Below are 13,745 nucleotides of genomic sequence, written 5' to 3'. Positions count from 1 at the left end.
TGTCGGTCATGATCGTTGCTAAATATTACAGAGAGACTGCGGCAGGTCAGTGTTTGCGGTATTAGTCTGACCATTAATCTGAAGGGCAATGACCAACCCCTGTAGGAGTGAGCCTGCTCGCGATGACGTTGGCACATTCAAAACAGCTGTGTCTGACACACCGCTATCGCGAGCAGGCTCACTCCTACAGGGGAACTGTGCTGGGGCACAGTATTTTGCGGCTCAATAATCCCCGCGCTTGCGAAATGCCCAGCGCCCGGCAATCACGGTAAACGTCACCACCAGCGCCACCAGAATCCAGAACCCCTCCGGATCCGTCGCCAGCGGTACGCCGCCGACGTTCATGCCGAAGAAACCGGCAATGATGTTGATCGGCAGCGCCAGCACCGTCACCACCGTCAGGGTAAACAGCGTGCGGTTGCTCTGTTCGTTGAGGTTGGCGGCGATCTCTTCCTGAAGCAATTTGATCCGCTCACCGAGGGCAGTGAGGTCGTTGATGATCAGCGCGAACTCCTCGGTGGATTTGCGCAGCTCCTTGACGTCCTCCTTCTGCAGCCACGGGGGCGGGCGGTTGAGCAGGCGCAGCAACGACCCCGGCTCCAGCGCCAGCAGCCGTTGCAGGCGCACCAGCACCCGGCGATTGGCGCCGAGTTCGGCGCGGTTGGTCGACAGGCGCGAGGAGAGCAATTCATCTTCCACCTGGTCGACGCTCATGCTGGTCTTGCGCACGATTTGTGTCAGCACTTCGCCCTGATCGCGCAACAGGTGCACGAGCAGTTCCGACGGCGAGCGAAAGCATTCGCCGGCCTTCACCGACGAGCGCAGTTTGTCCACCGAGTGCAGCGGTTGCAGGCGCGCGCTGACGATCAACTTGCTGCGCACGCAGACCCACAGCGTCGACACGTCGGAGGAGACCATGCTGCTGAGGTTGAACACCACGTCGTTGACCACCGCCAGCAAGGCCGAGTCAACGTGTTCGATGCGCGTTGAACGCGAACCTTCGTGCAACGCTTCAAAAAATTCTTCGGGCAATTGCAGGTGGCTTTTCATCCAGCGTTCGCACGCTGCGTGGGCCAGGTTCAGGTGCAACCAGAGGAATTCATCACCGTCGCTGTCGTCTTGCAGGCAGCGCAGGGCGGTCGCCGAATCGACTTCGCGGCCACGTTCGCCCGGGCGGAAACGGAAACCGTAAAGCAGGCCGAACAAGTCAGGGTCGCGATGACTGATATCGAGGCTGTGGTTCATGGAGGCTCGCTGCGAGGAGGGCGCGTCGGTCGCGGAATGGCAGGTTCACTGAGCCGCATCATCGCAAGCGCATATGACACTTGTGTGACGACTAAATGACGCCAGATCAATGTCTTACCGGCGGTCGGATTTTCTTCAAGAAGCGCTCTGGTGCGCCGATCACGCTTAGGTTACGTTGCGCGCGCTTGGCCATGAGCCAAGGCTCGCCGACACGGATGTCCGGCAAAATTCCACGCCTCACCGGGCGTGCCTCATCCCTGTCCTGAGTATCTTGCGATGCTGCAAAAATCCCTGAGAGCGCAAATTCTCGCCCTGCTGAGCGGCAGCCTGCTGGCGATGTTGTTGATCGCGCTGGCCTGTTTTCATTTCCTGTCCAACGGCGTGCAGAACTACAGCCAGTTGATCGCAGGTCCCTTGCACACCTCGCAGTTGATCGACGAGGCCAACCTGCAATTCAAGGTGCAGGTACAGGAATGGAAGAACGTCCTGCTGCGCGGCAAGCAACCGGCGGAGCTGGCCAAATACTGGAGCCAGTTCGAAGATCGCCAGCGCGATGTGCAGAACATCCTCGGTGAACTGGCCGGCCAGAAAGGCATCGAGCCGGCGCTGAAAAGCCGCATCGAACGCCTGCGTGACGAGCACCGTCAACTGGGCAGCGCCTACCAGAAAGGCCGTGATGCCTACGTGGCGGCCGGTGGCGATCCAACCGCTGGCGACACCGCTGTCAAAGGCGTAGACCGTGCCACCAGCGATCAGATGAGCGAACTGGTGGCCGAGCTGCGCAAGCACGGCAACGAACAGTCGGCGCAGATCAGCGCCAGTGCCGACAGCACCGTATTGCTGGGCATTCTGGTGATGCTCGGCTCGGGGCTTCTGATCGGTCTCTTGAGCCTGTGGCTGGTCAACCGCAACCTGATCGAACCGATCCGCAAGCTGATCGATTACGTCACCCAGTTGAGTCGCGGGCGCCTCGCCGAACGTGTTGCCAACAACCGCCAGGACGAGTTGGGCAACCTTGCGGCCGCCGCCAATACCCTGCGTGATTTCCTTGCCGAAACATTCACCCACCTGCAACGCAGCGCCAGTGATCTGGACAGCGCCAGCGGCGAGCTGAACGCCATTGCCACGACCATGGCCGGCGGCACCAACGAGCAGTTCAACCGCACAGACCAGGTGGCGACGGCGATGAACGAAATGTCCGCTACCGCCCAGGAAGTCGCCCGTCACGCGGCGGACGCGGCGCGCGCAGCCGACGATGCCGACCAGTCCGCCCAGCAGGGTGAAACGGTCATGCAGAGCACCATCCATACCATCACCCAGATGCGCAGCGAAATCGCCAACACCGCCACGGTCATCCGTCGTCTGGAAGCTGACAGCGGGCGTATCGGCAAGGTGCTGGAAGTGATTCGCGGCATCGCCGAGCAGACCAACCTGCTGGCGCTCAATGCGGCGATTGAAGCGGCGCGGGCCGGTGAGGCCGGACGCGGTTTTGCCGTGGTTGCCGACGAGGTGCGCAACCTCGCGCAACGCACGGCGGAGTCGATCATCGAGATCAACCAGATCATTCAGAGCGTGCAGACCGGCGCGGTGGACGCTGCCCACGCGATTGAAAGCGGTCAGGCGCGCAGCGATGAAAGCGTCGAGCAAGTGACCCAGGCCGGCGCCATGCTTGAGCGCATCACCCATGCGGTGGAAGCGATCCGCGACATGAACCGCCAGATCGCCACCGCTGCCGAAGAGCAGACCTCGGTGGCCGAAGACATCTCGCGCAACCTGACCGAGATCACCTCGATTGCCAGCACCAACCTCAACAGCGTGCAGCGCACCGAAAGCGCCAGCCAGAACCTGCATGGCCTGTCCGGGCAACTCAATGAGGTCACCGCGCGCCTGAGCGCCTGATCGAGCCTGGGTGTACCGATTCGGTTACCGAGTCGGTACACAGTCGATCTCAAATCAGGGCGAGCGCCGCCGATGGCCGATTATTCATAACCGGCATCGGAGCCTTCCCATGGTCAGCATCACCTCTGTTTCAATCAACCAGACCCTCAGCACCACCACCAGCAAAACCAAAATCAGCGACGCTACCGAGGACGCCTCCAGCACCACCGCCACGGCCAGCAACGGCGTCAGCGCGGATACCGGCAAAGTCGCTGCCGGTGGGGGCGCTGCGCCGGCGGGCGACAGCAGTTCCGACAGCAGCGATGAATCGGATTCGGTGAAAGAACTGCGCAAGCAGATTGCCGAGCTGCAAAAGCAACTGCAGGAACAGCAACAGGCTTTGCAGGCGGCCCAGGCCAAGCAGGAAGACGCTGATGCCAAGGCAGCTGATGTGGCGTCCGCCGAGTCGCAGATATCCAGCACGTCGGCTTCGTTGCAGACGGCGACGGCGGCGTTGTTGCAGGCGTTGCAGCAGTCGGGTTCGAGCAGCTCGGGCTCACTGGTCAGCACTTCGGCCTGAACATCACGTTCCCCTTGTAGGAGTGAGCCTGCAGGGAACTGTGGTGTGTCTCAGGGGGTGGGCAGGCTGAAGGTGAACAGCGTGCCGCTTTGAGCGGTGGACGCGACATGCAGGCGCCCGCCGTGGGACTGGGCAATCTGGCTGGCGATATACAGACCTAGACCGAGGCCGGCCTGGGGCGTGCTGCCGACCGGGCGTGAATAGGGCTGGAACAGATGCGGCAGGATCGCTTCGGGAATATGCCCTTGGTTTTTCACCGCCAGCATCAACGCACCGTGCTCGACTTGAGCGATGACTTCGATGTCGCCCGCCGGGTCGCCATGGGCCACGGCATTGGCCAGCAAGTTCGACAGCAGTTGGGCAATCCGGGCACGGTCACAATGCACACCCTGCAAGTCGCCAATGGACGCGCTGATCGTGCGTTCCGGGTGCACGTTGCGGATCTCTGTCACCACCTGCTGCACCGCTTCGGTCAGGTCCGCGCAGCGCTGGATATCCACCGGAATGCCATTGCCCAACCGTCCGCGAGCGAAATCAAGCACGTCATCCACCAGCCGCGTCGCCCGTTGCGCACTGCCAAGAATGTTGCGCACGCGCACGTCGATGGCCGGGTCCGGGTGCTTGCGCAAGAGCATTTCGGCACCGGCGCTGATGGCAAATAGCGGGTTGCGCAAATCGTGGCCGAGCACGGCGATGAACTGTTCGCGCAGCTCACTGTTTTCCCGTTCGGCCTGCAACTCGGTTTCGGTGCGTTGCAGGTTTTCTTCGGCTTCGATCTGCAGCGCGAGCATCCGCGCGAAAGACTCCATGGTGCTTTGAATCGTGCTGGATTTCAGTTGCGCAGGAATCGGGTCGAGGGCGCAGATGGTGCCGAAGAAACGTCCGTCGGTGCGAAACACCGGGACCGAAATGTAGCTCTCGAATTTGTACAGGCGCGGGGTGTGATGCTCGCGGTAGAGCGGGTCTTCGCTGGCCTTGTCGATCACCACCGAGACATGCGACTGACGGATTTCGTGGCACAGCGTGGTGACCACGTCCAGTTCACCGCCGACCTGCAAGCCGAACGCCAATTGATCGAGCACCGCGCAGGTGGTCCACGAATCCTCGGTAACCCGCGCCACCGCGGCAAAACGCAGGCCCGTCAGTTCGCGGATCACCTGAAGGATCGCCGGAACCGCGCTGATCCGGCCGATTGTCGCGATGTCTGCTGCCGCTGTCTGCCCCATGCCCATCGCTCTCGTCTGCTGTCGTTGATCGATCTGCGCCCATACTAGCGGGCTGCCGGGGCCTTGGCGCGCATTGATTACGCGGCTGAAGCGATTAGCCTGAGGCCAGACGCAAAAAAGCCGCACGATCCTTTGATCGTGCGGCTTTTTCGGCGGTGTATCAGGTGTCTTGCTTGTTGCTCAGGACCTTGCCGGTGGTGGCATCGAAGTCCACGTCGAACTCTTTGCCATCGGCGGTTTTCAGCTCGACTTCGTACTCGTAACCGTTGAAGTGGTTGTCCAGATCGGTGTCGGTGATGGTCGCACCCGGGTGCAGTTTCAGCGCCTCGGCGTTCATCGACTCCAGCGACTTGATCTTGCCTTCCTTCACCAGTTGCGGGATCTGGTCGACGCGGACGTCAGCCTGGGCCAGGCCGGCGGTCAGTGTCAGGGCAGCGGCGGTAAACAGGGCAGTCAAAGTTTTCATCGGGTCATTCCTTGGGTTGTTCGTTGAAGTGGGCTCAGGTTAACCACTGCAACTTAATTCACCCTTAAAACCCCGCATCGCGTGCAGGGCTCTTGTAGGAGTGAGCCTGCTCGCGATGCGGACCACCCGCTTGACCGATCAGAACCCGTTGTTCTTCAACACCTGATCAACACTGGCACTGGCCGGGCGCTTGTAGAACTTCAACAATTCGCTGGCGCGGTTGGTGAAGATGCCATCGACACCCGCCGCCATGACTTTCTCGAAGTCCACCGGCTCATCGACGGTATACACGTGCACCAGCATGCCCTGATCGTGGGTGTACTGGTTCATCCACGGCTGTACCAGATCCGAATAGCTCTGGTCGCCGCCCTTGGTCAGCCTGGCCGAAGGGCCGGTGCCGATGGCGCCCTGAGCCTTGGCGAAATCAACCCACTGTTTGAACTCGGCTTCGGACTTCGGCTCCTGCTTGCCGTAGAACACGTTCTTGTCTTTTTCGCCGGACTCGGCAAAGGTCACTGCCGATTTCGGCTCGATGCTGCCTTCGCCGACCCACAGCAGCAGGATCTTCGGCACCTGCGGCATTTCCTTTTGCAGCAGTACGAGGCTGTTCTTCTCGAAGGTCTGCAGGATCACCTTGCCTTTGCCCTGGCCGACGCCCAGCTCACTCTTCGCCAGTTTCGAACCGGCCGGGCTCAGCCAGCCGCGATCCTGCAGCTTCTCTTTCAGGTCGTGCTCGATCCCGGGGAACAGCTGCGGTTCTTTGGTTTCGATGTACAGGCCCGGCTTGTGTTTCGGGTTGGCCTGGGCGATGTCGATGATTTCGTCCAGGGTCAGGATTTTCAGCCCGGCGTAGGTCGGACGCGCGCGATCCGGGTAAGTCTTGTTGTACCAGCTGCCGGCGTCGAGGGTTTTCAGCTCGGCCATGGTGAAGGCCGTGGCCGGGCTGTCCTTGCGCTCCGGGAATTTGGTCGCGACGTCGGTGGTGCGTTGCAGGTTGTTATCGTGCAGGGCGAACAGCACACCGTCCTTGCTGCGCTGCAAGTCCATTTCCAGGTAATCGGCGCCGAGGTCGCGGGCCAGTTTGTAGGAGGCGGCGGTGGATTCCGGTGCATCGAAGGACGCGCCACGGTGGGCGATCACCGCCGGATGCGGGATGCCGTGAGCGGCGGCCAGCGCATCGATGTTGGTCTGGGCGGCGGCGTGGGCCTGACCGAGACCGAGCATCAGGCTCAGCATGAGGGCGCTTTTGGTGAAATTGGCGGGCATGTTCGAGTTCCTTTCGCAGGGCATTTTCAAAGACGTACCTTTTAACAACTGAATCGATTGCGTGCTATCGCCAGACCGACATAAACGTATTAAAAGCGATTTTTCCTGCACTTTTGTGGCGCTGTTTGCAGTACGCTTGCCCCTGGCAGACGCCCCGGCAGAGGGCGCGCCGATTGTTTTGCCCTGCGTGTAAACCATCGATGATTTTTCGTGAGGTTTACCATGCGCATCACTTCCCAACTCATCTGCCAGGCGGCCGACGACCTCAAGGGCTTTGTCGGCCTCAACCGCAAGACCGGTCAGTACATCGTGCGTTTCAGCGAAGATTCGTTCGGCATGGACGTGGCCGATGACGGCATTATTCCCACCAGCGAGTTTGTCTGGGCTGCGGCCTCTGAGGCGACCATGACCTTGAAGCGTGAGCTGATTCAGTTGCTGCTGGATCAGAACATCGATGATCGGATCAACATCAGCGAGCCGCTGCGGGTGTACATGAGCAAGGTTGAGGTGCCGGAGATTGTGGCGGTGCGCAGTCTGGTGAAGGGCTGAAGTTATGTAGTGGCTGCTGCGGCCTCTTCGCGAGCAAGCCCGCTCCCACAAATTGTGCTCTACCTGTGCGAGCGAGCCAACTCGCGAGAGGCCAGTGCCAACCCCACCAGACTCACAGCCCAAACGCCGTACCTGTGGGAGCGAGCCTGCTCGCGAAGAGGCCAGTGCAAGTCCCACCAGACTCACAGCCCAAACGCCGTACCTGTGGGAGCGGGCTTGCTCGCGAAGAGGCCAGTGCAAGCCCCACCAGACTCACAGCCCAAACGCCGTACCTGTGGGAGCGAGCCTGCTCGCGAAGAGGCCAGTCGGTACGCCGCAGTCATCACTGCCCGAACCGATACTCCCGCTCCACCCGACACACCCGCGTCTGAAATTTCGAATACCACTCGGCCCGCCCACGCGCCTGAATCACCCGGTGCTCGGGATGCTCGCGCCAGGCCAGAATCGCCGCTTCACTCTCCCAATACGAAATGGTGATCCCGACTCCGTCTTCCCCGCGAATCGAATCAATTGCGAGAAATCCCGGTTGCTGGCTGACCAGCTCCATCATGCGCTCCGACGCCGCCGCGTAGCCGTTGTCACCCTCGGTGCGGGTCGAGGTGAAAATCACCGCAAAACAGGTCGGGTCCGGTCTCATTGGCGCGGCTCCACGCAGGCTTCGACGAACGCCCGCACCAGCGGCGGCACCTGACCCTTGAGCGCCGCACGTTCCGGCTGGAACAACGTGGCGACAAAAAATACATGGTCGGTCAATTCGATTGCGCGCAAGTCGCCCGCCGAGTCGTGGCCGACAGCGCGTAGCCGATGGGTCAGCAACGCTTGTTGAAACTGCGGATTCACGCCAAACCGGCAGTGATAGCCTTCATGAATCTCGGACGTTTCGTACGCTTTGGCGATCAACGAACCTGCGACCAGATGAATACTGTCCACCGCTTCCACCAGTGAACAGGTTAGCGGCGTGAGCACCGCTCGCTCCGAATCGGGTGACGTCTCGCCATGTTCGGCATCGGCCCAGCCCAGCACATTGCGCGAAAACTCCAGCACCGCATGCTGAAAGCCACCGCAGGTGCCGAGGAAAGGGCGCTGTTGTTCGCGGGCAAAACGAATCGCGCGCAAGGCGCCTGCTTCGCTTTTGTAGGGACTGGCCGGGACACACCAGAAACCGTCGAAGTGATCCAGCGCGGTGTCGGCGTGGATGTGTTCGGTGGGCAACCATTGGAATTGCACATCGCGGCCAGTCTGCTCGGCGATCATCCCGAGTGCGACGGGGATCGCCTGGTGGGCGGTGACTTGCGGGTCGTAATCGCCGATCAGGGCGATGGAAATGGCGTCCATGGGATTTCCTTTATTGAATAATACGGCGTGTTTTTGTGGCGAGGGAGGCAGCTCCCTCGCCACAGTGATTGCCTGTTGTTGATTGATGGGGCTCACTATAGATTGGCGTTCACGCACTCAATATTGGCGTTTCCCCAAGTGATCAATGCAGCGACGCACTATCGACTCGACTACCCGGATCTGACGTTGATTCTCGCTCTGGTGCGCGGCGGCTCTCTGGCCCGGGCTTCGCAGTTGCTCAGGGTAGACGTGTCGACGGTGTTTCGCGCGGTGCGGCGTCTGGAGTCGGCGCTGGGTCAGCAGTTGTTCGAAAAGAGCCGCACCGGTTACCTGCCGACCACGCTCGCGCAGTCGCTGGCCGAGCAGGCCGAGTGCGCCGAGCAGGCACTGGAAGCGGCGCGGATCGGTGTCGAGCAGGGTGGGGAAGTGGTCAGCGGCACGGTGCGCCTGACCTGTACCGATTCGGTGCTGCAAGGGCTGCTGTTACCGGCGCTGGCGCAGTTCATGCCGAACTACCCGGCGCTGACCATCGAACTCAGCACCTCCAACGATTTCGCCAACCTCAGCCGACGCGATGCCGACATCGCCCTGCGCCTGACGCGCACGCCGCCCGAGCATCTGGTCGGACGCCAACTGGCGAAGATTTCCTATCGGGTCTGTGCCAGTGCGCGTTATCTGCAAAGCGTTGATGCGACGGATCTGGCGGCGCTGACCTGGATCGCCCCGGACGAGTTTCTGCCGGATCACCCGACCGTCGCCTGGCGCCGGCAGCAGTTGCCCGGCGTGATCCCGGCTTATCGCTGCAACAGCATGCTCTCGGTTACCGAGCTGGTGCGCGGCGGACTCGGCGTGGCGGCGTTGCCGGACTTTCTGATCACCGAAGGGGTGCAGGCCCTCAGCGAACCGCTGCACGGCTATGACACCGCGCTGTGGTTGCTGACCCGCCCGGACTGCCGGGCGTTGCGCTCGGTGGTCACGCTGTTCGACGAGCTGGGGCGGGCGCTGCGTTTGCCCTGATCAGGGCTGTCGGGTCTGGCACATGTGCTCGTGCAACTCGCGCGTCAAACCCTCGATGCGTTCGGTCAGGCTCTTGGTCATTTCGGTGAGGCGGGTGTTCTGCTCCAACAGTTCAAGCAGTTGCGTGGTGTTCTTCGCCGCTTGCGCTTGGCGCTCGCTGTTGGCCGTCGCCAGCGCTTCACGGTGTTGCGCGTCGGCGTCCGCTTGCGCCTTGTCCCGCGCAGCCTGGCGAGTTTGTGCCAGCAGGATCAACGGCGCGGCGTAGGCCGATTGCAGGCTGAACGCGAGGTTCAGCAGAATGAACGGGTACACGTCGAACGTGGTGATGCCCGTCACGTTGAGTAAAACCCACAACAGTACGATCAGGGTTTGCGCGCCAAGAAACGTCGGCGTGCCGAAGAATCGCGCGAATGCCTCGGCGCGCAGGGCGAACTTGTCGTCGCCGAACGTGGTGTTCAGGTGAGCGTGGGGACGATGGAAGCGCAGGTGATCGACGGGGGCAGTGGCGGGTGTTTCGGGTTTTTCTGTGGTCATGATGGACTCGGCAGGCTTCAGGGCTATTGATCACTATAGCCCTGTGCCGAGGCTGGCGGCCCCTTCGCGAACAAGCCCGCGCCTACATTGGAGTGCGTTGCCCTGTTTGAGCGGGCTTGCTCGCGAAGGCCGCGACGCGGTCTAACACCCCGACACAGCGATCACCCAGGTGCACGCTCATTGGCAAACATGCTCACCGCCTGCACCGCTTCGCTGGCGCCATCGCGGATCTGCAGAATCACACTGCCGGCCTGATCCGCCAGTTCAACGCCTTGTGCCGCCCGGCCACGGGTGCCTTCCATGCTCTTGATCGCCTGGCGGGTTTCGCTCTGGATCAGACCGATCATGCTGGAAATCTCCGCCGTCGAGCCGCTGGTGCGCGCCGCCAGTTGCCGCACCTCGTCCGCCACCACCGCAAACCCGCGCCCCTGATCGCCGGCGCGCGCCGCCTCGATCGCCGCGTTGAGCGCCAACAGGTTGGTCTGGTCGGCAATTGCGCGGATCGTGTTGACGATCGCCGTGATCTGCTCCGAGCGTTCGCCGAGCTGCGCGATCAACGTAGAAGACTGGGCGATGTCGTCAGCGATTTCACGCATTTCGCTGGCCGCTTGCTGGATCACCTGGGTGCCTTGCTCGGCGACTTTCCGGGTCTCGACGGAGATGTGATAAGCCGCGCTGGCGCTGCGTGCATCCTGTTCGTGCTGCTCGACACGGGCGCTGACGTCCGTTGCGAATTTCACCACTTTGCACAGGCGTCCGGAGGCGTCGTACACCGGGTTGTAGTTGGCCTCCAGCCACACGGTCTGGCCGCGTTTGTCGACGCGTTCGAACTGGCCTTGAAACAGCTCCCCCTGATTCAGCCGCCGCCAGAAATCCTCGTAGGCGCTGCTGTTGACCAGTTCCGGGCGGCAGAACAACCGGTGATGTTTACCCTTCAATTCAGCAAGGGTGTAACCCATGCGCGTCAGAAAATTCTGGTTGGCCGTGAGAATACTGCCGTCGAGGTTGAATTCGATCACCGCCATCGCCCGATCGATCGCCTGAAGCTTGGCGTTGGCTTCGCTTTCCTGCTGCACCTTGATCGTCACGTCCATGGCGTACTTGACCACTTTGACCACCCGCCCCGATGCATCCTTGATCGGGTTATAGCTGGCTTCCAGCCAGATCGGCTGGCCTTGACTGTTGACCCGCTCGAAGGTCCCGGACTGGAACTGGCCGTTTTTCAGGCGCGACCACAGCTCGGTGTATTGCGCGCTGCGGCCAAATGCCGGGGTGCAGAAACACCGGTGAGGCTGGCCAATCACCTGTTCGGCGCGGTAGCCGGTGGTCCTGAGGAAATTGTCATTGGCACTTAGCACCACGCCGTCCAGATCGAACTCGATCACCGCCATGGAGCGGTTGATGGCTTCAAGCAAGCCGTTCTGTTGGGTGATGGTGTGTTGAAGGTCATTGAGGGCGGACTGGTGGCGATTGAAAAACATGTGAGCAGTACCTGGAAGTAGGGAAAGACGAGGTTTGTGTCCCTGTTTCCGCGCTGCCAGAGCCAATGCAGGGTAGGCATTGGCCGTTGACTTCAAAATGCCAGCATCCAGGCTGACGAGCAGATCTTATACAAACTAATTGTTCTTGTACAAGAAAGTGCGAGCCAACATGTTTACAGTTTTTTCAAAGGCTGAATTGGCTGGCGTCGTTTGAGCTCGGACGGCCCAGCGCCACGCTGATCGTGTTGCGCCCCGTGTGTTTGGCGGTATAGAGCGCCTTGTCGGCGTCATCCAGCCAGGCGACGGCATCGCTGTAGGCCGGCTGAAAACGCGCCAGGCCAATACTCAGGCTGACCCGCAGTTCCGGCACATCGGGATGACGGTACTGATGCAACGCCAGACGCAGTTGCTCCATCCGTGCCTCGGCCTTGTGCAGGGGCTGATCGGGCAGGATCACGCAGAACTCGTCCCCCCCATAGCGGCCCGCCGGTTCACCTTCGGCCAGTTGCTTGAGCGCGCGGGACAGATGCCGCAGCACCGCGTCGCCGATGATGTGTCCGTAGTTGTCGTTGATGGACTTGAAGTGATCAATGTCGATCAGCGCCAGAATATCCAGGGTGTGGCGCTGCTGGCAGTGCTCGAACTTGCTGTGCAGCAGATCTTTCCACGCGCCATGGTTGAGCAGGCCGGTGAGGCTGTCGGTACGGCTGAGGGCGCTCAACGCACGTTTGTGCTGGGCAAGTTTGATCGCCAGTTGATAAGAGACCAGACCCAGCGCCAGTGGATACAGGGTGAGCATCGGCAGGCAGGCCCAGACCTGGATCTGCGTCATGGTCAGGCTGAACTTGAACCCGAAGACTGCCCAGCCCAGCAGTACGCCGGCGAGTTGGGCGAGGGCGCCGAACAGGAACAGTCGACGTCCACCGGCGGCGACGTTGTTCATGGTCATCATCGACAGAATGGTCACGGTGGTCAGCGGGTTGAACTGAAAACACGCAGTCCAGAAGCCACCGCATAACGAGTCGTACAACAGGTTGCGACGTTCGGCGTGGTAGGGGAAGGTCGAGTGCGTTGACACCTGATAAGCCAGATGTGGCCAGACAAAACCGTTGAACACCAGCAGCGCCCAGAGCCAGGACGGCATGTGCAGCGGATACAGCGCTGCCGCGACGCTGAAAAAGCCGACGCCCAGACCGATGGCCCTTGGCAGATAGATGCGTCTGGCGAATGACAAGCCTTTGCCGCGTTGGTTTTCCATGATGTCCTGCGCCAGATTCATCCTGAAATACTTTGCAGTATTTATTTCAGGTCGACCGTCCGTCGGTCAATTGCGCACATTGTCATTTATTCCAGCGGGAATGATCAGTGTCCTTTCGAGCCATTTAATCGTGGCGGGCGCAGGAGAGAGGCGGTTTAGCGCTGGTATCGCGCCAGAAACATCTCCAGTGCCGACTCGGCCACGGCTTTCCGGGTTGCCGCATCCAGTGGTGGCTGGCCCATGGAAATCTGTGGCCAGAAACCGAACGACTTCAGCAGTCCTTGCAACTGCTGTGCGGCGAACTCCGCGTCAACGGCTTTCAGCCGGCCATCCGCCTGAGCAGCGCGAATCCACACTGTCAGGCCTTCTTCCCGTTCGCCCATGCGCGCCACCATGTCCTGCGCGCGCTCCGGGGAATGGATGGTGGCGGCAATCGCCACCCGGGCCAGACCGAGGAAATTGTCATCGGCCATCATCTGCAATTTAGCCAACAGCATCTGCTGCAGTTGCTCGCGCAGCGGCTGATCCGCGCGATAGGTCACGGCCTGCTCGGCGGTGATGCGTGCCCAGAGTTGGTTGAGAATTTCGGCGAACAGCTCTTCCTTGCTCGGGAAGTGGTTATACACCGTGCGCTTCGACACCCCGGCGGTGGCCGCGATCTTGTCCATGCTGGTGATCTCGAAACCGTTGGCACGGAATTCGGCAATCGCCGCCTGGATGATGGCTTCGCGTTTGCGGTCGGTAAGGCGCTTTGGAGCTGTCATAAGTACGCTTCGGCAGAAAAAAGGTGAAATTACACTTGGCAGTTTACTTGTCGCCGCGTTTGATGCAACCTAGAAACTACACCGACCAGTGTAATGTTGCGTTAATCCTCGCAACCTAAAAACCAGAAAGTTCGGCTGATGCGTGC

13 protein-coding genes and 2 pseudogenes are annotated in these 13,745 nt (G+C 61.0%); 4 read left to right on the top strand and 11 right to left on the bottom strand.

The genetic code is table 11. From position 1 onward, the window contains the following. Positions 1-222: 222 nt before the first annotated feature. Positions 223-1,245 carry a transporter gene (locus AC1UK9_RS21315; RefSeq protein WP_025112871.1) on the bottom strand — a complete coding sequence of 341 codons (1,023 nt, stop codon included), beginning with the start codon at positions 1,243-1,245 and terminating at the stop codon, positions 223-225. A 276-nt stretch (positions 1,246-1,521) separates the two neighbouring features. On the opposite strand from AC1UK9_RS21315, the gene AC1UK9_RS21310 reads away from it, so the two are divergent. Next, positions 1,522-3,144 carry a methyl-accepting chemotaxis protein gene (locus AC1UK9_RS21310; protein ID WP_482578451.1) on the top strand — a complete coding sequence of 541 codons (1,623 nt, stop codon included), beginning with the start codon at positions 1,522-1,524 and terminating at the stop codon, positions 3,142-3,144. Between the two features lie 109 nt (positions 3,145-3,253). Next, the gene (locus AC1UK9_RS21305; RefSeq protein ID WP_482578450.1) at positions 3,254-3,703 is read left to right on the top strand and encodes a hypothetical protein; all 450 of its coding nucleotides are present in this window, start codon (positions 3,254-3,256) and stop codon (positions 3,701-3,703) included. A gap of 50 nt (positions 3,704-3,753) precedes the next feature. Here the strand turns inward: AC1UK9_RS21305 and AC1UK9_RS21300 are convergent, their stop codons facing one another. From AC1UK9_RS21300 to AC1UK9_RS21290, 3 genes are all read right to left on the bottom strand, one after another. Next, on the bottom strand, positions 3,754-4,929 hold the full coding sequence (locus tag AC1UK9_RS21300) for a GAF domain-containing sensor histidine kinase (RefSeq protein WP_473013339.1): 1,176 nt from the start codon (positions 4,927-4,929) through the stop codon (positions 3,754-3,756). A gap of 160 nt (positions 4,930-5,089) precedes the next feature. Further along, positions 5,090-5,395: a PepSY domain-containing protein gene (locus AC1UK9_RS21295; protein ID WP_007963131.1), complete on the bottom strand. Its 306-nt coding sequence runs from the start codon at positions 5,393-5,395 to the stop codon at positions 5,090-5,092. Positions 5,396-5,533: 138 nt separating this feature from the next. Next, entirely contained in the window at positions 5,534-6,661 is a 1,128-nt protein-coding gene (locus AC1UK9_RS21290; protein ID WP_482578448.1) for a glycerophosphodiester phosphodiesterase, read from the bottom strand. A gap of 222 nt (positions 6,662-6,883) precedes the next feature. On the opposite strand from AC1UK9_RS21290, the gene AC1UK9_RS21285 reads away from it, so the two are divergent. After that, positions 6,884-7,210, top strand: a complete 327-nt coding sequence (locus AC1UK9_RS21285; protein WP_482578447.1) for a DUF2025 family protein — start codon at positions 6,884-6,886, stop codon at positions 7,208-7,210. A 322-nt stretch (positions 7,211-7,532) separates the two neighbouring features. Here AC1UK9_RS21285 and AC1UK9_RS21280 read toward each other — a convergent pair whose 3' ends face one another. After that, entirely contained in the window at positions 7,533-7,847 is a 315-nt protein-coding gene (locus tag AC1UK9_RS21280; RefSeq protein ID WP_025112878.1) for an antibiotic biosynthesis monooxygenase family protein, read from the bottom strand. After that, positions 7,844-8,545 carry a CTP synthase C-terminal region-related (seleno)protein gene (locus AC1UK9_RS21275; protein WP_482578446.1) on the bottom strand — a complete coding sequence of 234 codons (702 nt, stop codon included), beginning with the start codon at positions 8,543-8,545 and terminating at the stop codon, positions 7,844-7,846. The genes AC1UK9_RS21280 and AC1UK9_RS21275 overlap by 4 nt, the downstream gene beginning before the upstream one ends. A gap of 75 nt (positions 8,546-8,620) precedes the next feature. Here AC1UK9_RS21275 and AC1UK9_RS21270 point away from each other — a divergent pair, with 75 nt between their 5' ends. Continuing rightward, positions 8,621-9,562, top strand: a complete 942-nt coding sequence (locus AC1UK9_RS21270; RefSeq protein WP_025112880.1) for a LysR family transcriptional regulator — start codon at positions 8,621-8,623, stop codon at positions 9,560-9,562. Here the strand turns inward: AC1UK9_RS21270 and AC1UK9_RS21265 are convergent, their stop codons facing one another. The 5 genes and pseudogenes from AC1UK9_RS21265 to AC1UK9_RS21245 form a co-directional block, all read right to left on the bottom strand. Next, positions 9,563-10,096 carry a DUF1003 domain-containing protein gene (locus tag AC1UK9_RS21265; protein ID WP_025112881.1) on the bottom strand — a complete coding sequence of 178 codons (534 nt, stop codon included), beginning with the start codon at positions 10,094-10,096 and terminating at the stop codon, positions 9,563-9,565. It lies immediately after the preceding gene. A gap of 161 nt (positions 10,097-10,257) precedes the next feature. Further along, positions 10,258-10,695, bottom strand: a pseudogene (locus AC1UK9_RS21260) (methyl-accepting chemotaxis protein); the annotation flags it as partial. Between the two features lie 156 nt (positions 10,696-10,851). Then, positions 10,852-11,487 (bottom strand): annotated as a pseudogene (locus AC1UK9_RS21255) (PAS domain-containing protein); the annotation flags it as partial. A 274-nt stretch (positions 11,488-11,761) separates the two neighbouring features. Next, positions 11,762-12,856, bottom strand: coding sequence for a diguanylate cyclase (locus tag AC1UK9_RS21250; protein WP_482578445.1), 1,095 nt, complete (start codon positions 12,854-12,856; stop codon positions 11,762-11,764). Positions 12,857-12,990: 134 nt separating this feature from the next. Beyond that, positions 12,991-13,599 (bottom strand): TetR/AcrR family transcriptional regulator, encoded by a 609-nt coding sequence (locus AC1UK9_RS21245; protein WP_025112884.1) that lies wholly within the window; start codon positions 13,597-13,599, stop codon positions 12,991-12,993. Positions 13,600-13,745 lie beyond the last annotated feature (146 nt).

Source organism: Pseudomonas sp. AK-TSAG1-1 (genome assembly GCF_056821665.1).
This window is presented reverse-complemented; position numbering and strand designations above follow the sequence as displayed.